Here is a 23,219-nt window from a genome sequence, read left to right on the forward strand (position 1 = left end):
AAGGGCAGAGAACAGATGGATCTCCTACCTTTTACTAACAGTTTATCTTCAAAAAGTCATTGATTAGCCCAATCAATGACCTTTCTCCCCCTCTAACTACAAAAAAAGTCACAGATACCTTCTATCTGTGACCTTTTCACGTATTAACTTCTTATAAAGTCAGAGAAGCCCTTTGCTGCGCACCTTTAAAAAGAAGCACGGGAACCGCCCCCGTGCTTCCATTCATCTATCTTGAGAACTCCATCTCTACAGATTCTTTAAGGAAGTACCCATTCTCCGCTTTAATATGTTGCGAAATGTGTAACGTGTATGTCTGTCCTAGGTCATATCCATACTTCGAATCAACCACAATCTTTTTCCCATCGTCTGATAAAGCAACGTCTACGCTTACTTTCGCGCCACTCTCTTTTGTTACATATACTGTATCTTCGTTTACAGTGGAAGATTGTAAGGTTTCATTAAACTCAATCGTAAACTGCTTATCTCTCGAGATACCAGTCAAGCTCTCCCACTTCTTCACAGCAGGTGAGGCGACTTTTGTGATAGGGCCTGTTTCATTTTGATGCATAGCTACAGCAAACACCGTTTCGTCTTGCTCAATTTCAAAAGGCTCCGTGTATTTCTCCCATTTTTGTAACTGATTTTCATCTTCAGCGAATTGATAGGATTCTTGGTTACCGTTTTTCTGGTATTCTACTAGCGACGTGTTAGTCGTATAGTAGATGTCCCCAGCTCCATCAAGTTCCAAGCTGACTTGCTTTTTATCATTTTTAGAAATGACTTCAGAGGTTACTTTGTTCGGTGTAGTGGAGCCACCTTGATCGTTGTCATCTTCTCCACCGTCATCCCCGCCTTCTCCTTCATCTTCCCCTTTAGCTAGTCTGTAAATGTTCACTTCTTTTGTCGTAACATGACCACCTAAGTCTTCTAAGCGTAATAGGAAACTATTTTCACCTTGTTTTAACGGTAAATCTAGCTGCATGTTCTCTTCATGTCCGTCCATACGAAGAGGTACATCAAACTCGTAATTGTACTCATGGTTATCGTTCACGTAGAAATCCATTTGGCGATAGTTATCTTTTAACGTTACATCCAATTCATAGTTGGATACGTACGATTCAACATAATTTGGTGTAGCGCTGTTCACAACAATCTCACCAGGTGTACTGTCAACGAAAATAGTACGGGTAATGGAAATGTCGTTCCCTTTCACATCTTTGGCGCTTACTGCGATTTCTTTCACACCATCTTCTTCATACGTAACCTTTGTTTCAAAATCGTATGCTCCAGTTTCTTCATTTTTAACAATCTCTACGGATTGACCATTCACTGTAAACTCACTTACTTCAGTAGCATCTGTTACGCTACCCGCTACAAGGATCTCTTGTGAGCCGTAGCCTGTTAGTGGCTCAGGTGATGTTAGACTGATAACCGGAATGTTGTCGTCGTAAGGGAAAATAGTCGATTCACCAATGTTCATCGCATAGTCGACAGCTACAACGGATACGGACGTTCCTTCTTCACTTCCTGTTAACGTGTACTCTGTATCTGTCAGAAGACTTTCTAACACACTCTCTCCGTTAACATAGACGTCATACCCTCGAATACCGGATCCTTCTTCTGTAGTTTCCCAAGTAATCTTATTGTCCTTTTCTACGAATGTTACATCGACTTCTGGTTTCACTGTATCAACGACAATAGGGACGTGTTTCGTCTGCCATTTAGCATCTTCATAATCCACTTTTGCTTTCATTTCATAGAAATATTCTCCATCTTCCACCTTATTGAATTGAACAGTTCCATTCCAAAGACGATTAGGGTCGTATGAGTATAAGGACCCATCCCCTGCATCGTAATAGTTTTTACGCACATAATTGTTTTCACGAACAGTACGTAACTCTTCTTTGTTTTCGTCTAAAATATTGTATTCTACTGTTCTAGCATTTCTCAAGAATGAAGGTAATGGTATGACACCATCGTTGTATCCGTCACCATTTGGAGAAATGGCATACTCATCATCAGTATTTGGCGTCATAAATTCTGATTGCTGATCCAACATGCCTGCATATCCATAAAACGATTCTTCTCCTAAATCAACATTCCCATCAAAAATGTCCGGCTCATCCCATTCACCATAAAAACCTACATATGGAACTGAGACGTCTGGATACGTTTCATTCGTTAATGTTACGAACCCTTCAATGAAACTGTTTTCTCTTAGTTCTTCACTAGTTTCTGGCATTGTTGCATTAGATAGGTCGATTGTGACATCGATCGTTTCTGTACTGTTTGGCTGGATTGTTAGTACGCCATCTTCATAATTAGCGTTACTCACTTTCACATCAGCACCTGTATCCCCAGCAATTAACAAGTTCTTACCATCTTGTTCAGTATCTGTTAAAACGGATGTATCAATAGAATACGAGATTGATTCATCACTATGGTTTTCCGCTTCTAGAGAGAAGTTGATTTTCTTGCTTGTGAAATCTTTTAATTCCACTTTTGCCTCCCCAGAATTTTCTTCTGTTACGGTGATTGGTGTGTTGACTGCCGCGAAGGTTTGCATCATTCCGGAACCTTGGCGACGAGGTGAGACTGGTTGTTCAGAAGCGTCAAAGATGACGTCTGCTGTGTTCATTAGTAATACTTTTGCAAAGGAAGAGAGCTGTCCATTTTTAAGGTCAGGAAACTCTTCTTTTAGGTATTGCATCACTAGAGCTGAACCACCTGCAACGTGAGGGGCCGCCATTGAAGTACCGCTCATAATACCGTATTCATCATCTTGGAACGTAGAGTAGATGTTGCCACCTGGTGCTGAGATTTCAGGTTTCAGCTCAAGGCTTGGTGTTGTACCCCAAGAGCTAAACTCTGTTAGTTGCCCTACTTCAGGTCCTTCTTGTTTATTTGACGTGGAGAACGAAACATTCTCAGCACCATTTGAAATGGCTGCCTCGATCGCCGCTCCATCTTCTTTTGAGATCATCATGAACGGGATAATGTCCCATCCTCCTTGATCCTTATAGAAGGCACCATTACCGTGATCATATACGATAATCCCTACAGCACCAGCTTCTTTTGCATTTACCGACTTATCATAGAAAGAAAGCTCCCCGCGCTGTACAAGAGCGATTTTTCCATCTACATCGACACCATCATAGTCTTCAGGGTGACCGTATTTCCCTCCAATGCTTACAATTGGGAGTTCTGTAGCTTCAAACGATTCATCCCAATCATCGGCACCATAACCAGTAGCTGTTACGTCTCCTACTGTAATGGATGTTTCATACAAGTACGTGTAGTTGCCTGTAGCCGCTACTTGAATACTGTTTTTGGAGAGCCCAGGGGAACCGACTACACCAATGTCTGGATTATCAGCTAGTGGCAGGCTTGGGTAACCATAACCAATGTGTCCGGAGTTACCTGCTGAAACAGACACAACGATGCCGTTGTCTGTAGCTTTCGTAATCGCTTGGTCTGCAATATTTTCAGATTCATAGAATGCTGCGGTACTACCTAAACTCATATTGATGACATCTGCGCCTAGTTTGATCGAGTCATCAATTGCTTTTATATAGATATCTTCCCAAGTTGAAGGGAAATTAGGGTCGTTACTAAATACTTTCATACCTAGCACCTGGGCTTCAGGAGCTACCCCTTTAATTTCACCATTAGCAGCCGTTGTACCAGCAACGTGCATGCCGTGCATACTAGCATTTGGTCCTAAATCTAGTATTGTGTCATTTTTATCGTAGTAATTATATCCATATGGAACTTTAGTGTTGTAGTATTTTCCAGGAAGGTCGTTTTCTGAAACTATTGCTTCAGTCGTTTCTTGAGTTAGAGAGACATCGTCTGGTGATGTAATATTGAAGTCTTTATGTTCAGGATCTACCCCGCTATCAATAACGGAAATAACTTGTCCTTCACCTTTAAATTGCGCATCTCCCCATGTTTGGTAGGATTGTATAAAATCATGGCTTTTATCCATGTCTGGAAGTTGAGGTCTGTTGTACTTAGTCGATATGTACACATCTTCCACATTAGGTAGGTTTCTGATTTGCTCAATTTCGCTCATTTTCACTTGTCCACTAAATCCATTAATGACGGTTGTAAACGTTTCTTTCACGTCTAGCGTCACTTTTTCAGATTGAATTTTTTCTTGAACTTCATTTTGGATAGATTTAGCTTCTTGTTCTAATTCTTGTTTCTTAGACTCTGACAAATCTTTATATAACGTACCACGCTTGGTGGCATACTCAATAGGGGAATCCCCCTCCATTTCAACGATTACTCGAACGTTGTTATCCATTTTCCGCATTAAACTCTTTTGCTTTTGGCTTTCAGAAATCGATCGTTCTGGTTGTAACTTTTCGTATGTCTGTTTGGTGTTCAGGTTCAGAGATTTGGAACTATTTGCACTTACCGGAGAAACGGTTGTAAAGAAACTTGTAAACGCTAACAGAAGAATCGATAGTACGGATATAATACGTTTAACATTCAATACTCTTATCCCCTTTCAAATTTGGATATGCAGGAATCAACAATTCAAGCCTCCTTTTTTCAAAAAATTTAAACTTTTGTAAAAACATTGTAATAATACCATATATTTTGGTTTATATAAAGGAATCGACACGATTTGTCACAATGTTACAAATATGATGCGGAGCACGGGACCGCTTCTTCTCTTACATTTCATCAAAGCAAGCACGCTAAAAGGTCAGAGAACAGATCGATCTCTAACCTTTTGACAAGATTTAAACTTCAAAAGGTCATTGATTAGCCCAATCAATGACCTTTCTCCCCCTCTCACTACAAAAAAGGTCACAGATACCAACCATCTGTGACCTTTTCACGTATTAACTTCTTAAAAAGTCAGAGAAGCCCTTTGCTGCGCAACCATTTAAAGAGAGCCTTCTTAACACAGGAAGCGATGGGACGGTGCTCTTACTTCCAGCTAAAACAAGGGTTCTTCGTCCTTGATCAAACGTTTGATCAATAGCCAAAATATAGATTGAGAACGAGATACTATCCACACTTACTCCACATAAAAAGGCATAAATAATTTCCCAGACAAACTATGCCCTCCTCTTGATCGAATCTTATCAATGTATAACGTATAAGCCTCCCCTTTTTGATACCCTTCCGCTGGAGCTTCTACGTGTAGAACATTTTCTGAAGGCATCTTCACCCTCGTATCCACCACGATTCCTTCACTATTTTCCACATAAATGTTTGTGTAGTTTGGGGCAATGGCGGTATTAAACTGAATCGTCCAGTTGTGGTCTGTGTTTACATTTTCTTTTGCTTTATACAACTTCCACCCTTTTTCGTTAAGGGTTGGACGTCCGAATGGTCGCCAGCTTTCGAATCTATGAACCGCAAAGCCATTGAAACTAGGGTAGCTTTCGTATTGAGTTGCTACCTCGGCAAACACTTGGTCGATATCTTTTTGAGTGAAACCATAAAAGGATAAATAGTCTAGTTCCGTCTTCTTGGTTTCGATGGCAACCTCAACCTTGCGATTTACTTGGTTTGCATAAGCTATTTCCTTATCGATTAGCTTATGAATTCCGTTGTTTCCTTCTGAAAAATTACGATAAGCGAGTATTGTAGTGCCGTCCACTTGCTGAATCAGCCACTCACTTAATGTCCCTTTACCAAAAGATTCATTATCATAGTTCACCGAATCAAACCAAAAGGGCTGATCTGTTTCAAGAGGCAATTGAAGCTCGTTAGCTAGCAGCATAAAGTCTGCTATGATGTTTTGAAAACGAAGGATCATTTTCTGTTGATCGGTATCCCAACCATCAGTGGCATGTGGCTCAATATCCAAATGAAAGCCATCAAACTGTTCGGTTCTATCGGCTTCTTTTTGATACTCAATGACCCATTCCTTGAATAAAGGAAGTCGTTGGTCTCCTGTTCTTAGCCACTTAATTGATCCCCCTAATGCATAAACATCGATGCCTTGTTGGCTTGCCTTTTTAATGAATGATTTGTAGTAATGCTCAGGGACATCACGGTTTACTTGAAGGTAAAGCTTTTGTACATGTTTGGCTTTTAAATCCTGAAGAACCTCATCTGGCTCATTCATTATCATTGGAGTGTTCCACATCCATGTGCTGATAGAAGCACGGTACTCATAGGATTCCGCATCCACATGTGATATCGTTCCCAAGCATAAAAGAATAGCGGCAAAAAACAGGATCCACCTTCGCATTTTATTCTCCTCATCTATAATTCTACTTTTTCTTTTTATCGACATTTTTCCATCCCATATAAATGAGGCTAATGTTCTAAAAGTCAGAAGAGTGCAGAAGCGCGGGGACGGTTCCTGTGCTTCCTTTTAAAAAGGGCTTCTTCCTAATTGATCAAACGTTTGATCAATCTCAGAAATCTAAAGTGAGAAGGGACTTAGGGACAAACGGGACTTAGGGACAGGTACCTTGTCCCTCTTCACTTTAACAGTGTGTAATAAGAAACCCTTCTTAATCGAAAAATCAATCAAGAAGGGTTTCTTAAATCACAACACCACTTGTACGCCATTTCACTATTAACATCATGCTCGTTGGGACAACGAACCTGTCCCCCTGTACCATGTCCCCCTGTACCAAGAGGAAACTATGACTAGAGTTTTGTTAATAAACTGTTAAGCTATATGGAGAAGCATGGGAACAATAAAGTGCTTACTCAAAAGGAGTGGAATTACCATGTTTACCTTATTTTTGATTGCTCATTTAATTGGAGGATTTAGTTCACTTCTATTGTTGTGGATTCCACTGTTAACGAAAAAAGGCGGGAAATGGCACAACCGCGTGGGCTGGCTGTTCGTGTATGGAATGAGTCTAGTCAGCGTATCAGCTGTTGGCATGGCCTCAATCAGAATCTTTGTTCAACCTGATACTACGCCTGAGCGTATGCAATTCTCAGTCTTCTTGTTATTTATCGCAACGTTAAGTGCTGTTTCCGCGTACTACGGCATTCGAGTGCTGAAGTTTAAGAAAAAAGAACCAAGACATCGCCACCCTCTAGACCTTGCAGCCTCCACACTCCTATTCCTCGCCGGGTTAGGATGTGTCATATACGGAGTGACAATCGGCAATTCACTCATCACGTTTTTCCCTCTATTGGGTGTATTTCTAGGCGCGGGACAACTGCGTTATTGGCTTAAGCCGATGACGACGAAAAAGAGCTGGGTCGTCGAACACATTACAGGCATGCTAACCTGCTCCATCTCCACTGTGACAGCATTTACAGTCTTTGGCGCACCACGACTTATTGGTGTTGACTCGAGTCACATCTTACTTTGGTTTTTGCCGACCATTATTTTCTTACCGCTCATTTTTTGGTTCGCTAATAAATATGGGGTGGTTAAAAAATCAGGGGGAGCGAGACAGGTTTCGTGAGGTGATTGAAGACTGTTCTTCATTCCAATCATAAAAAGAAGAACCGAAACCGTTTATGTGTTTCTCTCTAAATAATTAAAGTGGTTATTTTTACTTATTCGTTAATTTTAAACTGATATATTCAGATCAAAATGTCCTATATCCCTTGTGCTATAATTCCATTACATGTTAAAAATTTTAAATGAAAGAATAAATAACCAATTTAGGTTATTAAATTCCGTAGAATATATTATAAAAGAAGTGATTAAATACCATGGCTAACAAAATATTCTTAGGTATCCTAGTGTATATTGTGGGATTTATTATAGTTACTTTTACTGCCAGTATATTTTCAAGTGATCCAGATTCTTCTTTCTCTGTAGGCATTATAGCCGCTATTCTTTATTTAACCTCAGTATTAACCATTCTGCTTAAGGGAAAAGAAGTAACCAAAACGCGAAAATGATGGGTTCTACCTCGAGTATTTGTTCGATGATAAAAGGTAAACACGATAAGAAAATTTCCCTTTCATAAGATCGCTTGAAGCGGGAACGTTTCTAACCGCTCCCTCCCAACCAACATATTCATATCGAAAAGAAGCACGGGAGCCGCCCCGTGCTTCTTCAAGTTCTATCTTACCGGATTACTGATCGAAACCATCCTCCGTCACATACCCATCATTCCACCAGATGTCTTTTTGGTCCGCTTTTGCTTCGGATTCTGCTTGATTGAATTGATCCAGGTATTTCGCATCAGGGTTCGGCGCATCTACGCGGGCAAGCCCTTTTTTAACCATTAATTTGTTGAAATTGGTATAGTACCAATTTTCACTGGACCAAAAATGTCCGAGCGTATTACCTTCATCGTCTGCCGCTTCGACACGCTCCAAAAGGACGGTTGAGCCTTGCAGGCGTCGCATCACATCCGTTGCTTTCAAACCTAGGTTCTCATCTTGCGTCCCATCGGCAAGTGTTAGCTCTGGTGCGTCAATCAAAGCGAAACTTATGGTTTCCTCGCCATTTTCCCCTTCAACAACGACAGTATCCCCGTCGATCACTTTTTTGACGGTCACTTTTTCTGTGATGTCCACAAGCTCACTCTCTATCGGCTCCTCGAACTCGCCGTATTCTGCTTCCAGTTCCTCACGGGATGACAATGGCTCACTCTCCGCTTCTGCTGGCTGTTCTGTATCCGTCTCTGTCGTCGTGTCCTCCGCCGCATCTTCCGGCTCACTTGCTGAAGAGCTGCTACACCCGGCTAACAGGATCATCAACAGTAGAGACAGGGACACGATGATTTGCGACCATGAACCTCGTCGATAATATGTATTCGTGTTTTCTTTCATTCAAACCTCTCCTTTTTCTCTCTTTGGATTTAAGCGTCGGTTTCTTCCCATCGTATGGCCCACACGTTTCATCCAAGCACTTTATATCCAGAAAATTTTACCATTATAATTCACAATATACAAATAAAGGAGTTCGCGAGACGCTCCTTTATTAGGATATTTCGCGGGAAAGCCCAAGGACGCTTCCCGCGCTCCCTCTCTCTTACCTTTCACCAAAGCAAGCACGCTAAAAGGTCAGAGAACAGATGGATCTCTTACCTTTTAATAAAAGTTTATCTTCAAAAGGTCATTGATAAGCCTAATCAATGACCTTACTATCCCTATAACTATAAAAAAGGTCACAGATACCGCCTACCTGTGACCTTTTCACGTATTAATTTCTTAAACAGTCAGAGAAGCCCTTTACTTCGCAGCCATTTTAAGAGCATCTTCACAACAGAAGCAAATTCAGTAGCTTGAAATTTTCGCGGACATTGGGCTTGAACCTCTTTATCTTCAAAGAGCGCCCCTGTCCAAAAGTCATCCCCAAGTTCTTCCCAACTCCGAGCATAACCTCCTTGTCGCTCTAACGCCCCACGAATAGCATAGAGCGCCTTCTTATACTTCCGTTTCGTAGAAGCCGATTTCCCATCCACTTTCTCTCGGTAGAAGCGGACTAAATCTCTAGCGTAAAAGGCATTCTTCGTCTTATCCGTAAAACCAAGGTCTTCATAGTACGGAACTTCTGCCTCGATTACAACGGTTTCTCTCTCGTCATGGGTTTCAATCGATTCAAGTGTTGTCACCCTGCTTTCATATGATGTCACAAAAGGAGAGAGTGGCAACCCAAGCTCTAGCCTAACAGCATTATAATCTGGCGTCACGGAAAGGTCCTGGTAATCTTTCCATAGCATAACATGGGACCCATTCTCAGACCTCTTTAACCATCGCTCAGCAAGATAACTATCACCCCGCTCCACTAACTCTCTTAGTGACCGGTTTCCATAAAGTAGAATTGGATCATCCACAGGGATTAATCGCCGCTGCTGAGCCAGGGTGCCAAACAACTTCGGTGTGCCATATTCCACTTTCAATGATTGCCTCTTATAAATGGCTCCAGGTAAATCCCCCAGGTGTTTCTCACTGTCCTCACGAAGCATGATGGCTCCGTCAGCTTCCAGCATTTTTCGTACCATTGGGTTCACATACCTCAAGTGAAAGGCCTTCATCGTAATGGTTTCTGTCACCCTGTTCCATGTGAATGAGGCATACTCATCCGCAATCCGCACAACTCCCGGGGCTTCACTATCGGTGTATTCCTGCCAATTCTTCGTCCACGAAAAATTCATCTTCCTTTCATCCCAATGATCAATCGTAAACTCAGGCTCATTCTGTATGAGAGCAGCCGCAACTTCTGGGTCCACTACATCGTATATATAGGTGAACTCCGTAACTGGAAGAGCTTCTTGTTCCCTTTTAGGGGACTCATCCTCACTTAAAGATGCTAGAATTTCTGGATAAAAGCGACGCAGAGCTTCATTATAAGAAATCTCCTCTTCTGTCATCCAAGACTGAACCTTGTCATACGTTTCATACAGCTCCTCAGGTCCATACATGCCACGCAGACCATTAAAGTAATACCGATCAAACATAGGTTCTAACAACCCAATCGTACTGTTCCACGCTATGCAATCCGGTCCTTTGTTTTCTTTAGCACAAGGGAACTGTTCCTTTGTATGAATATCCTCATATACGATAACATCCTCTTTAAGGTCAACAGCCATCACTAAACGCGGCGTCAACTTCACCCATCTTTCGGCCATTTCCTTCATCTCATCTCGTAAAGCATGACTTTCTGACTCCCAGAACCATTCAATCCCACGAAGTCCATTCCTATATCGGTAGAAGAAAATTCTCCAGAACATAGCAAAGCCGGCATCTTTTCTACTATGCTTGGCACGATCTGTGAACTCCCCCTCCAATTTTCGTATTTCATTAGATCCGATTTGATTCATTAAGAAACGTTCAACAGCATAGACCAGCTGCTCCTTCTGCTCATTGAACCGCTCCTCTTTCAGTGCATATGCCTCTTGTTGCTCATCTTTCTCCATACAGCATTTCTTATATTTCTTGCCACTCCCGCAATGGCAAAGATCATTTCGTCCGATCGACATGGAACCGCTCCTTACATAATTATTGTGGTACTAGTGTAACATGCGTACCAAAGGGGCGTGGAAGCGCGGGGACGGTTCTAGCGCTTCATTCCAACCAAAAAAAGAAGCACGGGAACCGTCCCTGTGCTGCAGGGACTTCCTTGCCGCTACATATTATAAACCTCAAGCATAGCTTCCAATTTATTACGATCCCACAGCATGGTTTCCGTTCGTTCAGCTAACGCAAGAGCCGCTGGGGTGAAGGTATTATTGGTAATTACCCAGGCCGCGTCTGCTTTATAATATTCTTTACCTGATACCACTTCCTGAACCGCTTTGTTTCCAACTGAACTAGCGTATCGTTTCGCTTGGATTGCGTAGACACGGTCATTTTTTCGAGCTAGGATATCAACACCTTGATCTCCTGAATTCTTAGTGAGAGAAGCACGAAAACCTAATTTGGATAATAAGCCAACCAAGAATTCTTCGAAGTCTAATCCATTCATTTGGTTAATGGCTTCTAGGTTCATTAGAGGAAGGCTTTGGGTTGTATCTTCTACCCTCGTTAAATCCCGCTCCAACTTCATAGCTTTGTAGTTTGCTTGTGCTTCATTTAAGAGATAATCTTCATCTAGCAGATCTTCTTCGTAATTTCCATACCGTTTTCTTTTCAAGAATTCTACAAGAAAACCTAAATTAGAAAAGGAGCGAACCTCCTCTTCCCCTAGACTTTGAATATATACATGAAGAACATGCTCAAGCGAATCGTTCTCCTGAACTCGTTCTTCCATTAAGTAAAAATCATTCCTTAACCGTTCGTAGTTCACCTCTAATACGATTAGTTTCATCACTTCAAAAAACGCTTCTTCGTTTCCTTTTACCTCGAGCCCCCGCTTAGATAGCAGATCCATAAGCGTGGTTAAATAATTATGATAAAAAGAGATCATCGAATGGACAGCTGAGGGATAGGTAACATTCTTCTGGAACCAATATGCTTGAGTGGACGGTTTGGCATCTATATAGTTTAATAGTTCCTTAAACACATCAGGAATAATGAGGTTTATACATTGAGGGAAATACTGAGACACAAAATTCTCTATCAACGTTTCGTGAAGTTCGTTAAGCTCCATGAGTTCAACCTCAATCACTTCACTTTCAATAGGATTAGAGTTGCCCCCCTGTAAACCTGAAGCATATTGGCTGAGTCCCTGTGCAAGACTCGTTAAAGCTATTTCCCTCTCGCAAGTTTGTTTCTCATATTCTCCCTTTTCCTCCTCCACTCTCTTCCATTCCTTTTCTACTGTCTCTAAATTACTCTGAGCCAGCCGAAGCTGACTGTTCACATCATATTTTACTTGTTTGGTCTTATGAATTTCTTTATGTATGAGGGAAATTTCCTGATTTAGTTTATGTATTTCAGACTCTTTTTTTATGACCATCTGATCTAATTCCTCTATTTGTTCGTTTCGGATTTCAATTTGATTAGATAGCGCTTCGTTTTTCTTCGTTAGTTGATTCATTCTTTTTTCGGTTTGATGAAGAACCTTCACATTCTCTTCTCTTGCTTTTGCTGCTTCTATTGCCTCTTTAACATAGGCGATCATAGCCCATCTCCTCGCTGTGTGATTCATCATTGATGAATGTTTTCTTACGTCCCTTTCCTCAACCTATTCAGTTCCTTGGAAAAGGAGGCATCTTTCTTTACTATTACTATAAACAATAAGTGCAGTTTGGGACAGATTTGTTTTCTCACACGAAGGCGTGGGGACTATTCTAGTGCTTCATTCAAAGAAAATAATAACCTAAAAAGAAGCACGGAATTGTCCCCGTGCTTCCAGTTAGTATTCTACTCTACAATAAAAATTGGTTCATAGTCACAAATAACTTCAATTGTCTCATTTATTGTCGGGAATACATGGTGTTCAACATTTGGAAAATCACTGCTTCCTAACCAAGGTAATGAGTCAAACCATTCAATATAATCAGAGTCATGCATTTTGTAGAAGCAATGCGCTGTATTATTTAGGTTACTCGCTCTTTTCCTTGCAGAAACGGCTAAGCCAGAAATATCCGATCTCTGAATTTCACCTGAAAAACGAAACGTCCAAACATAATCTTGTGCAGATGAGATTTTATTATATATTACTCTCACTTGACTATTATCATTGTCCTTAAAAATTATCTCTAACCCGTCATTATTATAATGTAAACTACTACAATAAACTTCTCCTAAATTCAAGTTATCTACTGGCTGCCATGCTTGTAGCTTTCTTTTTTCCATGTATAAACTCCTCTATTTCAGTATCTAATTTTGTCCGTAATACTTGTTACTGAAGGATTAGGATAACTTAGAGAAGGATAGCCATCCCTACTAGTATATTTTGTTACAGTCCCCCCAGAGGTTTTCTTTATCGAAGTACCACAGGGACGGGTTCATTGGCACTTCCAATCATGTGCAAAGGGACCTGTCCCGTTGTTACTTTTCTCGGCACTCCATATAAAAAGAAGAACGGGAACCGTCCACGTGCTTCGTCATTAAACCTTTCGCCTTCTTTGCAACCAAATGATGAGCAATTGACCTAACACCAAGCCAATAAAGATACCTATAGAGCCTGACCAATCCATTTTGAATCCATTTAATAAAAAGATAATAAACACGCCTAACAGACCGCTTAAAATAGGATATAGAACCATCTTCCATGGGGTCATACTATCACATCCAATCACCAGTTATTAGCCAAGGTAGCAAAACCGCCCCTGTGCTTGCCCCATTACTTACCCCACTCATCCGTAATAAACATGTGCCCTGGTGCATGGGTAATCACAATCGGAAGACCTGCGTTAATCAACACATTTTGAGGGGTGACGCCGCACGCCCAGAAGACTGGAACATGGGTTTCATCATCAAAGTCTACACTCTCTCCATAATCCACTTTATCCATATCCTCTATGCCGATTTCTTGCGGGTCGCCTATATGGACCGGTTCTCCGTGAGCATGATCAAACATTTTAGATATGCTCACGGCTTTCTCTACCAATTCTTTTGGAATCGGGCGCATACTGACGACCATATTTCCCTCGAAAGGTCCGGCTTGATCTAAAGGAATCGTCGTTTTGTACATGGGAACGACCTTTTCTTGTTCTTGATGGCGTAATGGGATACCCGCTTCATTTAACGCTCTCTCAAACGTGAAGCTGCAACCTAGTAGAAACGTTACAAAGTCATCACGCCAATACTCCGTAACATCGAAAGCTTCTTCGTATCTCCCATCTCTATTATAAATCCGATACTTCGGTACATCGGACCTTATATCAGCGGACGGGGCGACGCTCGGTGACACTTGACCCGCCTCTAAAATATCGATGATCGGACAAGGTTTAGGGTTTCGATAACAGAATAATAGAAAATCAAACGCATAAGCCTTAGGCAATGTTACTAGATTGGTTTGCACATAATGGTCGCACATACCGGAAGTCGTTCCGGTTACCTGCTGCTTTCTAATCTGTAAACGTACGTGTTCAGGGTTCATATCATTTATACACTCCTTATTACAAAAACTGGAGAGGGAACAGGTTTTAAAACGGTTCTAGTGCTTTATTCAAACCGGATATTCACTTAAAAAAGAAGCGCTGGAACAGGACCCTCGCTTCTCCCTTTTCATGATCAGTTTAATAGAGTTATCTCTTTTTCTGATTCTCTTTTCGGATCGTTCCAATTTTTTTGTCACTTCTAGTATCTCTTCCATCATTATTCCTAATAGTCCCAGACGGCAATCCATGTTTCTTTTCTAAGGTACCAACCGTACAATCACTTCTAGTTTTTCTACCCATTTATATAGCCCCCTCTAACATATCAATCCCACTCTATTTCTTGATTGTTCCATAAAATACCCTTTTTTTCTGAAAATTCAAGTAAATTTGGCGAGAGTACGAGAGGAACGGACGCGCTGGTTCTTTGAAGCGCGGGGACGGTTCTAGTGCTTACTGAAAAGATCAATTAATAAAGAAGCACAGGAACCGTACCTGAGCTTCTTAAGCAAATTTTATCTTTTTAGATTATAGGACAATGTACATAAGTCATAAAGTGTTTTGAGGGGGAAGAATTATGACTACAATCATTCACAATATACTCCTATCCGACATTAAAACTGTAGAAAATATTAATGTCACCAATACCTATATAGACTGGATGAAAAAGTGTTATAAGAATTTAGATGAATACGATTTACTACTTGCTGTTGAGAAAAACCCTATAGATAATTCTTATTTACTGGTAGGAGGATTGGACCGCTATTGCTTTTTAGTTAATCACACAAGCAGGAAGGATGCCCCATGTATTGTAGAAGAGGCTAGCGCGACCATCGGCAGACGCAACTTGAAGATATTAAGAAGACTTTTTAATAAAGGGGATACTGGAAAGGAAAATAAACAAGCATTACTAAACCTTCTAAGCATAGCGAAAGTAAGGTTTGCGAAGATTGTAAAAGAAACAGGATTTACAGCTAGTAAAATTCGAAATGAATATAAATTCCATGAAGATATAAATCCAGAATTGGTAACTACTCATACAACAATAAAAACCGCAAATTGGATTATTAGACTAGAGCTAAAAAAAGAAACAGAAGAATTCCTATTAAAGCAAGCAGGATTACCTAAAGGGGACCCACGGCGACTTACCCATGAGAGTATAAAAATTATTAATAGGTATTTTAAAGAAGATCGCTTTCGATTTGATCATTTACTTCCAAACCAACAAATCAAGGTTTTAAATCAAGCCATTCTTTTTAAAGGTGTAGTAATAAAGTTGTTAAAAGGAATCGTTGATGATTATTACAGCGAATTGTAATTTATAAATAGTGAAAATTTAAAAAAGGGGATCACGGAAACCTTTCTCACGCCCCCGAAAATCTTTAATTTAATTCAGAGACCGCCCTTTTTATATAAACATTGCAATAATTAAAGATTCGTGGTGCCAAAATAAAACTTAAATTCTCCTATCCTTCATCACTTTTTTATTAAATTATTTAACTAGATAATCAAACAATTTATGAATAATTGAAGAAACTAACTCGGAGGTTGATTGTATTAAATAAAAGGAGAGGTTTTCATTCACAAAAACAAGATAAAATAATAGAAAAGTAAAAACATAGAGTAACATGTCTTCTGTAAAACTACCTGTTTTATATGTAATGGGGAGCTTAGGACGAGCCGATTTAAATGGGGCAAGAATAGGAATGCTGCTTACTGAAAAGAAATCTCCAATTAAATGAAACAGATAGCCTAATGAAATACCAACTGTAAAAAAAGATGGATAGATTATAATAACAACTGATACAAGCATCCAGGCGAATAAACTATGTGTAATGCCTCGATGACCATATCTTTTTTTAACGTGCTTAGAAAGACCAAAGGATCTACGACCAATAAAAGATTGTGGTTCATCAATATCCGGTAGTAAGCTCCCGAAACATATCCCAATTACATATCCAATATGAAAAGGATAACTTAACATAATCGATAAACTAGCACCCGCTGTTAATGAGCTTACGATGTGTGTTTTATAACGCAAAATAACCAAGCTCCCCATATGATTTTATTTAATGGATATGCTTGGTTTTGTATGGATAGAACTTTCTATTTTTTGATAAGCGCGGGGACAGTTCTAGTGCTTCATTCAAACTGAAAATTTACTGAAAGAAGAAGCACGGGAACCGCACCTGTGCTTCTTAATTATTTTCCCAAAAAGTTTAAATTATATATTTTTTTGGTACTTTTTTCGATTAAAATGTAGTCTAATATACTTATAGGTAGTTATGATTTTAAAAATAAAAATCAGGAAAGTAGGTATTTTCATGTTAAAACCCGTACAATCAATCGCTGTGATCCTTTTGCTTTTCTCGCTGATGTTTCTATTCTTTGGCTTCAACAAGCTTACTCAGTACAGCAACCCAGAAAGTGAATATGCTGATGAGGAAGAGTTTGTAAATGTATATGTCGGCGGAGATGCATATAATTACATTATTAATGGAACGCAAGCCACCGCTTACTTTATTTTGAGCGGCATAACTATAATTGGAGGAATACTTCTGTTCATGTATCAAGCGCAAATCGATGCAAACAACTTAATGAGAAAGCGGGCAGATTTGCTAGTGAAGGACGTTCCTTCAAAAGATGATCCTGTTCAATTATAGATGTACCCGAAGTACCACAGGGACGGGTTCATTGGCACTCCCAATCATGTGCCAAGGGACCCGTCCCTGTGGTACTTCCCCTATAGAGAGACTTTTTTAAGTGTCTACTCTATAGGATACACTTTACTCATATATAGGTGGTTTGTTTTTTTATATCTATATTTTGATGACAGTGTGCGGAGCTTTAACAAATTAAGTACATATCATCAGTCCCATACCCTCCCAAGCTTTCCCCCAACAGAAAAAACACTAAAAAATATTTTAGTGGTTTTTCTGTACCTCTTTTATGTCTGCTCTTTTTGATTTAAGTATTTAATTACAAAATAATTTAAACCGACAGTAATGACAATTGAAACAAGATAGTAAATTGATCCATTTTGTTGAGAAATGAATGAATCTTCTATATTTGTCCACCAAATAAACGCGACTGCAAACATTGTAAGAGTTTGCCCCACACCAATAGTAAAAGCAGCTTTGAAGTTGTTTATCTTCTTATAGGTTGTAATTGATGTAAATAATGATAAGAGCAAAGAAATTAGTATAAATCCTACATAAATTAGTGGTATCATAAATCCTCCGAGGAAAAATATTCAAACCTAATTTTATTGAGTATTACTATACTATATCAAACAAAATATCTTAACTATGTATCTTCTTATAATATTAGTCAGCTATATCTGCTCCTGTATGTATCATTAACAAACCGACTGAAAGTACCACAGGGACGGGGTGGCGAAGCGCGGGGACGCTTCTAGTGCTTCCATAAAGAAAATAATAATTTTAAAAAGAAGCACGGGAACCGTCCTCGTGCTTCAAAAAAGTTGAAAAACAAGCCCCCTCGTTTCCTAGAACCAAAAAAAGCTCTTCCCTACTATAGGAAAGAGCTTTTAATATGATTTATTTTTTCACAACGTTAGCTGCTTGTGGTCCACGGTTTCCTTCTTCTGTATCGAAAGAAACGGCTTGACCTTCTTCTAGCGTTTTGAAGCCTTCCTCATTGATTGCAGAGAAGTGAACGAATACATCGTCGCCACCTTCTACTTCAATAAACCCGAAACCTTTGTCTGCGTTAAACCATTTTACTGTACCGTTATTCATTTAAATTCCTCCACGTGCATTTTGCACGAATATTACCATTCTTGCTCTAACAATTTCTTAAGATGATTCACATTCTTATGTTTATGATCCGAACAACAATTAGTTAATTACGACTATATCATAGCTTTGGAATAAACGATATGAATCATCATGCTTAGATTTATATTACTAGGGAGCACAGGAACCGTCCCCGTGCTTCTCCCATATGCTCCCCATGCTTTCTTCCACCTTTTTAAAGATACCTATACCACTAATGGAATTTAAGTGATATAATGTCTAATTGTGTAAATTAGTGATTCTAAATGACTATGACAAAAGAAAGGAGAGGAAAAGATGAAGTTTTGTACACAATGTGGGCATAAGCCCCAAGACGGACAATCGTTCTGTACAGAATGTGGGACACCATTCAATGCGAATGACCAATCCGCTACTACTGCTCCCCCAATGCAACCAAAAGCCCCCATGTCGAAGAAGAAAAAAGTAATGTGGACAGTAGGAGCCGTCCTAACCGTAGCCCTTATTAGCACTCATTTGATACTCTCATCGTTATTCGACCCAATGAAATCTGTACAGGCCATGGACCGGGCGATCTCAGACGATCAGGCAGAAGCATTTTTCGAAGAAGTTTCACTAGATGAAGATGCGCTGATTAATCAGGATACGTACTTAGATTACATCCAAGGGGAAGGATGGTCAGACATCCGCGATCAGTTTGTTGAAAGCATCCATAACAAGGAATCTTTCGATCAACCCATATATGGACGTTATGGAGGCGAGTTATTTAAAGTAAAGAAGGAAGCCGTTCTTGGGATGTATGATACATACGAATTCGTCGCCATCCCAACAGAGGTTTCCATCCTTTCAAATGTGGAGAACTCCACTCTCACTATCGGAGAAGACCAAACAGTGGAAACGAAAACCCCATATGAATATGTGTCAGCTATGAAAGCGTATCCTGGTGAGTATCCAATAGTCGGGAAAGCTAAGAATCCGTATGGTGAATTTACCTTAGAGGGCACACTCCCTGTTGAGCAGAACGACGACCACTACCAAGAATTCGAAGCAGAGTTTTCTACCGCATATTACAGTTTAGATACGAATGAAGAGAATGCGATCCTCTACATAAATGGAGAGAGCACGGAGAAGAAACTCGGAGAATTTGAAGGGGAAATTGGTCCGATTCCAACTGACTCTGGCATAGAACTACAGGCTGGATGGACGGGAGAAGACGGGGAAGAACTCTTGACTGAAAAAGTAACGCCACAAAATGCATCTTATGGAACCATGCAGTTTGACATTCAACACCCTGTTAAGCAAGATCCCATGATGAAAGAAAGAGCCATGATTCATTATCAAGATTTCCGAATCGCCTATGAAGATGCATTAAACTCTCGGGATTACACCATGGTTGCCCCGTACCTCCTACCAGGCAGTAAGGCAGATCTTGAATTAGAAGGTTATATCGGAGACCTAGAAGATGAGAATTACACATATGATTTCAACGAAAATGATGTGACAAACGTTGTTTTTGTAGATGACACAACCATTTCCCTGACCTCCAATGAATCATTCGTGTTCACAAATCATAAAGGCGATCAAACCCATTACGAACGTTCAAAAACCTACACCATCGCCTACAAAGATGGAACGTATACCATTGAAGAAATCGACATCTTCGACACTGATCGAGATAGCTTATAAAAGAAAGGAAGTTTAAAAATAATGACATGCCCAAATTGTCACCAAGAGAATCAAAGTGGTAAGTTCTGCGGATCTTGCGGGACACCTTTATCAGAAGCCGCTACGGAAACCGCGGCTAGCTATGCAGCTGGCCCATCCACACAACAAACGGAAGTAATCAACCGCGCGAAAGGTGCTTCCAAACAATACGGAAATTATGCGCTACACCTATTAAAGAAACCATCTGAAGCATTCGCTAAGAGTGATCAACAATTTGTTCAAGGATTATCTACTCTAGTCATCTATTTAGTGACATTTTCCCTTAGCCTATTTTTCTTATTCAATTCTTTATTCAAGAAAGCTCAAAGTAGTTTCGGCTCCTACATGGAAGGCTTTGCACCCGAATCCCTTCCGTTTTTCAAAATAACCTGGCCGCTACTTCTTAACACGACCTTTATTGTCCTAGCTGCCGTCATCAGTACACTTGCCGTAGCGAAAATCATTTCCGCTTCATTTTCTGTAAAAGGTCTGATCACGCAGTTCGGAAGTCTACTCGTACCATTTGCGGCCCTAAACGTGCTAGGCATGCTAGCCGGATTAGCGGGATCGATTAAATTCACCTTAGTCCTTGGCAGCATTTCGCTTCTATTCCCGGTCCTTCTTTATCCAGCACTGATTATTTACGAGTACGCACTAAAGAGCCCAACCCCTGTAAAGCGCGTTTACTGGAGCCTCGGTGCTACATTGTTTACCGTTTTCCTGATTTATATAGAAATTAATATGTTTATTAGAGACAAAGTTCAAGAATATGAGCGTATGTTAAACATGATGTAAATAATGAATTCCCCCGGCTTTGCCGGGGGGTTTTTCGGAAGAAAACAAGGACGAGAATGGTTCTTGTAATGTGATTACCTTCTGCAAAGATCAGCCCACTTTTTAGCATTTCTTCCTCAAGCAATGTGTAAGTTGTTCTGGAAGAACTAATATCCCACGGCCAATTGTTAGCCCTTAAATGAAGAATTGACCCCCCTTTCATTTAGTTGGCGAACACTGTTTTTTATTTTAAGTTTTAATATCTTTTAGACATATAAATCGGCTCTACCTCTTAATAAATCAACACCATTATATGAAAAATATGTAAGAATTATAGTTAATAATGTATAATAAATCTATCAAAGGAGAGTGTTTTTATTGGTCAATCCATTCATGAATCCCGCTTTATATTTAGTAGGCAAAGGTGTAGAATCTGCATTTAAGTCAATGCAAAAAGTTTCTGAAACCGGTACAGTAGAGGAGTTAAAGGTAGAGGCACAAAAACAAGAAATACAAGCTAGAGTTGCACAAGAATTAGCAATTGCTGAGAGAATAAGTAATGCACAATCAGTAGAAATAGAAGAGTTTTATGATACTAGTGGTGAAGGAAATATAGGATTAAATGCAAAAAACGATTCCTTTAACTTAGGTGCTTCTGGCGAAGGTCGTAAAGTAACAAAAAGAATATATAAGTTTAACGGCTTAATTCAACAGTCAGGTACTAGCGAAGGTGCAGAAGATGATAATGTTGAAGAGTATGAGGTGAATTTTACATTATCAGAGGAGAGATAAGGCATCTTTTAAATTGCTCCATCTCCAAAGAAGCGTAGGGACGGCTCTAGTGCTTCATTAAAACAGAATAGTTTAATTAAAAAGAAGCACAGGAACCGTCACTGTGCTCCCCATTTTTACTTAGAGTGTTTATCTCCTAATCAAAGACATCCTCACCTAACCACCTTCTTCTTAACCAATCCACTATTCCCCCTCCTCATCGTAACCGCCTCCCACAACGCCTCATCCGACACCGCTTCCTCACCTCTCAGATCAGAAATGGTCCTGGCCAGACGGTGCATCTTCATTTGTACACGGTTACTCCACTTCTCTTTCACCGCTCTGTTTTGAAGAAACGACTTTTGCTCCTCTGTTAAAGGGATCATCGTACGTACTTCTTCTATAGACAAGTCAGCATTACAGCACACTTTCCCGTGCCGTTTATACTGAAGATCACGCGCTACTTGAACCCGTTTCTGAATATCTGAGGAACTGGGGGCGTCTTCTTTTCTTTCTTGCTGGAGATTCACCGGGGTTAAATGAAGGATGATATCGATCCGATCCTGAACAGGGCCTGATACTTTATTCTGGTAAGCTTGGACATGTTTTGGGGAGCAGGTGCAGTAATGAGTCGTGGCGCCAAGGTAGCCGCATGGGCACGGGTTCATGGCGGATAAAAGCAGGAATTTAGCAGGATACGTAACGGTGGCTTGGGCTCGACTGATGGTTACTCTTCCAGACTCAAGCGGCTGACGCAGCATATCGAGCGTTTTCTTCGGAAATTCGGCTAATTCATCTAGAAAAAGGACGCCATGATTGGCTAAGGAAATTTCACCAGGCGTTGGATTTGAGCCGCCTCCAATGATGGAAACAGCGGATGCGGAATGGTGCGGGGAGCGAAAGGGTGGCCTTCCTAGTGAGGATAATGAGGTGTTTGCGAGTTCATATAAACTTACATTCTCAAGCTGTGACTCTAGTTCTAACTTCGGCATAATGGACGGGAAACTCTCGGCTAACAAGCTCTTCCCACAACCAGGCGGACCGATCATCATGACGTTGTGCCCCCCTGCAGCAGCAATCTCAAGCGCACGCTTCGCCTTCACCTGCCCTATGACTTCTTTGAAATCAACTCCAGGAAAAGAACCTTGGTCCAAAGCCAACTCCGTCTTAGGAGGCACAAGCGACAAACCGCCTCCTCCGGATAAATGATCGACGAGTTCCATCAGATATTCTACATAGATAATCTCAAGCCCCTCAATTTCCTGTAGTGGCACACTGCAATCATAAGGGACAAAAAGGCGCTTAATCCCTAATTTTTTCACTGACATGATGGCAGGTAGAATACCCCGGATCGATTGAACTTTCCCAGTTAATGATAGGGATCCAATAAACGCTGTATCATCTGGAATCACGCCCTTCAGTGTCCCGAAACATTTCAGAATGCCAATCGCCATGGCCACATCAAACATCGGACCGTGTTTCTTCTCCTCAGCGGGTGACAAGTTCACGATCACTCTTCGATCGGTAAAATTAATACCAAACCCTTTCAGAGCCGCTAGCACACGCTCCTTGGACTCCTTTACTGCAGCACCGGGTAAGCCGACCACCACAACTGACTCTACACCGTCTAGTTTCTCGACTTCTACGGTTACGGGATAGCCTTCAATTCCTTTTAGGCCGATACTTTGAATGGCTACTGCCATCGCTTCACCTCCTCATGCACGAGGACGGTTCTCGTGCTTCCTTATATAATAGGGGGTCTTCCAAATTGATCAAACGTTTGATCAATAGCTAAAATCTAGCT

20 protein-coding genes are annotated in these 23,219 nt (G+C 40.5%); 6 read left to right on the top strand and 14 right to left on the bottom strand.

All coding sequences use genetic code 11. The features are described from left to right. Positions 1-226: 226 nt before the first annotated feature. From ACYX4O_RS18320 to ACYX4O_RS18330, 3 genes are all read right to left on the bottom strand, one after another. Entirely contained in the window at positions 227-4,501 is a 4,275-nt protein-coding gene (locus ACYX4O_RS18320) for a S8 family serine peptidase (RefSeq protein WP_476352953.1), read from the bottom strand. Positions 4,502-4,856: 355 nt separating this feature from the next. After that, positions 4,857-5,003 carry a hypothetical protein gene (locus ACYX4O_RS18325; protein WP_476352955.1) on the bottom strand — a complete coding sequence of 49 codons (147 nt, stop codon included), beginning with the start codon at positions 5,001-5,003 and terminating at the stop codon, positions 4,857-4,859. Between the two features lie 32 nt (positions 5,004-5,035). Next, the gene (locus tag ACYX4O_RS18330; protein WP_476352956.1) at positions 5,036-6,178 is read right to left on the bottom strand and encodes a hypothetical protein; all 1,143 of its coding nucleotides are present in this window, start codon (positions 6,176-6,178) and stop codon (positions 5,036-5,038) included. Between the two features lie 532 nt (positions 6,179-6,710). Between ACYX4O_RS18330 and ACYX4O_RS18335 the strand changes: the two genes are divergently transcribed. Next, the gene (locus ACYX4O_RS18335) at positions 6,711-7,406 is read left to right on the top strand and encodes a DUF2306 domain-containing protein (RefSeq protein WP_476352958.1); all 696 of its coding nucleotides are present in this window, start codon (positions 6,711-6,713) and stop codon (positions 7,404-7,406) included. A 622-nt stretch (positions 7,407-8,028) separates the two neighbouring features. On the opposite strand, the gene ACYX4O_RS18340 is transcribed toward ACYX4O_RS18335, so the two are convergent. The 7 genes from ACYX4O_RS18340 to ACYX4O_RS18370 form a co-directional block, all read right to left on the bottom strand. Beyond that, a complete protein-coding gene (locus ACYX4O_RS18340; protein ID WP_476352960.1) occupies positions 8,029-8,730 on the bottom strand; it encodes a thermonuclease family protein in 702 nt (233 codons plus the stop codon). A 389-nt stretch (positions 8,731-9,119) separates the two neighbouring features. Next, positions 9,120-10,883 carry an SEC-C domain-containing protein gene (locus ACYX4O_RS18345; protein ID WP_476352961.1) on the bottom strand — a complete coding sequence of 588 codons (1,764 nt, stop codon included), beginning with the start codon at positions 10,881-10,883 and terminating at the stop codon, positions 9,120-9,122. Between the two features lie 146 nt (positions 10,884-11,029). Next, positions 11,030-12,496 (bottom strand): restriction endonuclease, encoded by a 1,467-nt coding sequence (locus ACYX4O_RS18350; RefSeq protein ID WP_476352963.1) that lies wholly within the window; start codon positions 12,494-12,496, stop codon positions 11,030-11,032. Between the two features lie 212 nt (positions 12,497-12,708). Next, positions 12,709-13,143: a hypothetical protein gene (locus tag ACYX4O_RS18355; RefSeq protein ID WP_476352965.1), complete on the bottom strand. Its 435-nt coding sequence runs from the start codon at positions 13,141-13,143 to the stop codon at positions 12,709-12,711. A 254-nt stretch (positions 13,144-13,397) separates the two neighbouring features. Then, a complete protein-coding gene (locus ACYX4O_RS18360) occupies positions 13,398-13,571 on the bottom strand; it encodes a hypothetical protein (protein ID WP_476352966.1) in 174 nt (57 codons plus the stop codon). 62 nt (positions 13,572-13,633) lie between these two features. Beyond that, positions 13,634-14,392 (bottom strand): putative hydro-lyase, encoded by a 759-nt coding sequence (locus tag ACYX4O_RS18365; RefSeq protein ID WP_476352968.1) that lies wholly within the window; start codon positions 14,390-14,392, stop codon positions 13,634-13,636. Positions 14,393-14,540: 148 nt separating this feature from the next. Continuing rightward, positions 14,541-14,693, bottom strand: coding sequence for a hypothetical protein (locus tag ACYX4O_RS18370; RefSeq protein WP_476352969.1), 153 nt, complete (start codon positions 14,691-14,693; stop codon positions 14,541-14,543). 274 nt (positions 14,694-14,967) lie between these two features. Here ACYX4O_RS18370 and ACYX4O_RS18375 point away from each other — a divergent pair, with 274 nt between their 5' ends. Beyond that, positions 14,968-15,708, top strand: coding sequence for a hypothetical protein (locus tag ACYX4O_RS18375; RefSeq protein WP_476352971.1), 741 nt, complete (start codon positions 14,968-14,970; stop codon positions 15,706-15,708). Between the two features lie 174 nt (positions 15,709-15,882). On the opposite strand, the gene ACYX4O_RS18380 is transcribed toward ACYX4O_RS18375, so the two are convergent. Beyond that, positions 15,883-16,431: a metal-dependent hydrolase gene (locus tag ACYX4O_RS18380; protein WP_476352972.1), complete on the bottom strand. Its 549-nt coding sequence runs from the start codon at positions 16,429-16,431 to the stop codon at positions 15,883-15,885. A 283-nt stretch (positions 16,432-16,714) separates the two neighbouring features. Here ACYX4O_RS18380 and ACYX4O_RS18385 point away from each other — a divergent pair, with 283 nt between their 5' ends. After that, complete coding sequence (locus ACYX4O_RS18385) at positions 16,715-17,053, top strand: hypothetical protein (protein WP_476352974.1); 339 nt, start codon at positions 16,715-16,717, stop codon at positions 17,051-17,053. A 284-nt stretch (positions 17,054-17,337) separates the two neighbouring features. Here the strand turns inward: ACYX4O_RS18385 and ACYX4O_RS18390 are convergent, their stop codons facing one another. Both ACYX4O_RS18390 and ACYX4O_RS18395 read right to left on the bottom strand, forming a co-directional pair. Continuing rightward, a complete protein-coding gene (locus ACYX4O_RS18390; RefSeq protein ID WP_476352975.1) occupies positions 17,338-17,508 on the bottom strand; it encodes a hypothetical protein in 171 nt (56 codons plus the stop codon). A gap of 442 nt (positions 17,509-17,950) precedes the next feature. Next, positions 17,951-18,151 (bottom strand): cold-shock protein, encoded by a 201-nt coding sequence (locus tag ACYX4O_RS18395; protein WP_345242065.1) that lies wholly within the window; start codon positions 18,149-18,151, stop codon positions 17,951-17,953. Between the two features lie 333 nt (positions 18,152-18,484). Between ACYX4O_RS18395 and ACYX4O_RS18400 the strand changes: the two genes are divergently transcribed. The 3 genes from ACYX4O_RS18400 (at position 18,485) to ACYX4O_RS18410 (ending at position 21,436) form a co-directional block, all read left to right on the top strand. After that, entirely contained in the window at positions 18,485-19,852 is a 1,368-nt protein-coding gene (locus ACYX4O_RS18400) for a TcaA NTF2-like domain-containing protein (RefSeq protein WP_476352977.1), read from the top strand. Positions 19,853-19,873: 21 nt separating this feature from the next. Beyond that, positions 19,874-20,665: a zinc ribbon domain-containing protein gene (locus ACYX4O_RS18405; protein WP_476352979.1), complete on the top strand. Its 792-nt coding sequence runs from the start codon at positions 19,874-19,876 to the stop codon at positions 20,663-20,665. A 357-nt stretch (positions 20,666-21,022) separates the two neighbouring features. Continuing rightward, positions 21,023-21,436 (top strand): hypothetical protein, encoded by a 414-nt coding sequence (locus ACYX4O_RS18410; protein WP_476352980.1) that lies wholly within the window; start codon positions 21,023-21,025, stop codon positions 21,434-21,436. 152 nt (positions 21,437-21,588) lie between these two features. Here ACYX4O_RS18410 and ACYX4O_RS18415 read toward each other — a convergent pair whose 3' ends face one another. Further along, positions 21,589-23,118, bottom strand: coding sequence for a YifB family Mg chelatase-like AAA ATPase (locus ACYX4O_RS18415; RefSeq protein WP_476352981.1), 1,530 nt, complete (start codon positions 23,116-23,118; stop codon positions 21,589-21,591). Positions 23,119-23,219 lie beyond the last annotated feature (101 nt).

Source organism: Pontibacillus sp. ABV4_188 (assembly GCF_056311905.1).

What these genes read in the sequence shown, in the direction of transcription:
- ACYX4O_RS18335 (WP_476352958.1), top strand. Translation starts at nt 6,711, where the DNA reads ATGTTTACCTTATTTTTGATTGCTCATTTAATTGGAGGATTTAGTTCA.
- ACYX4O_RS18340 (WP_476352960.1), bottom strand. Translation starts at nt 8,730, where the DNA reads ATGAAAGAAAACACGAATACATATTATCGACGAGGTTCATGGTCGCAA.
- ACYX4O_RS18345 (WP_476352961.1), bottom strand. Translation starts at nt 10,883, where the DNA reads ATGTCGATCGGACGAAATGATCTTTGCCATTGCGGGAGTGGCAAGAAA.
- ACYX4O_RS18350 (WP_476352963.1), bottom strand. Translation starts at nt 12,496, where the DNA reads ATGATGAATCACACAGCGAGGAGATGGGCTATGATCGCCTATGTTAAA.
- ACYX4O_RS18355 (WP_476352965.1), bottom strand. Translation starts at nt 13,143, where the DNA reads ATGGAAAAAAGAAAGCTACAAGCATGGCAGCCAGTAGATAACTTGAAT.
- ACYX4O_RS18360 (WP_476352966.1), bottom strand. Translation starts at nt 13,571, where the DNA reads ATGACCCCATGGAAGATGGTTCTATATCCTATTTTAAGCGGTCTGTTA.
- ACYX4O_RS18365 (WP_476352968.1), bottom strand. Translation starts at nt 14,392, where the DNA reads ATGAACCCTGAACACGTACGTTTACAGATTAGAAAGCAGCAGGTAACC.
- ACYX4O_RS18370 (WP_476352969.1), bottom strand. Translation starts at nt 14,693, where the DNA reads ATGGGTAGAAAAACTAGAAGTGATTGTACGGTTGGTACCTTAGAAAAG.
- ACYX4O_RS18375 (WP_476352971.1), top strand. Translation starts at nt 14,968, where the DNA reads ATGACTACAATCATTCACAATATACTCCTATCCGACATTAAAACTGTA.
- ACYX4O_RS18385 (WP_476352974.1), top strand. Translation starts at nt 16,715, where the DNA reads ATGTTAAAACCCGTACAATCAATCGCTGTGATCCTTTTGCTTTTCTCG.
- ACYX4O_RS18395 (WP_345242065.1), bottom strand. Translation starts at nt 18,151, where the DNA reads ATGAATAACGGTACAGTAAAATGGTTTAACGCAGACAAAGGTTTCGGG.
- ACYX4O_RS18400 (WP_476352977.1), top strand. Translation starts at nt 18,485, where the DNA reads ATGAAGTTTTGTACACAATGTGGGCATAAGCCCCAAGACGGACAATCG.
- ACYX4O_RS18405 (WP_476352979.1), top strand. Translation starts at nt 19,874, where the DNA reads ATGACATGCCCAAATTGTCACCAAGAGAATCAAAGTGGTAAGTTCTGC.
- ACYX4O_RS18415 (WP_476352981.1), bottom strand. Translation starts at nt 23,118, where the DNA reads ATGGCAGTAGCCATTCAAAGTATCGGCCTAAAAGGAATTGAAGGCTAT.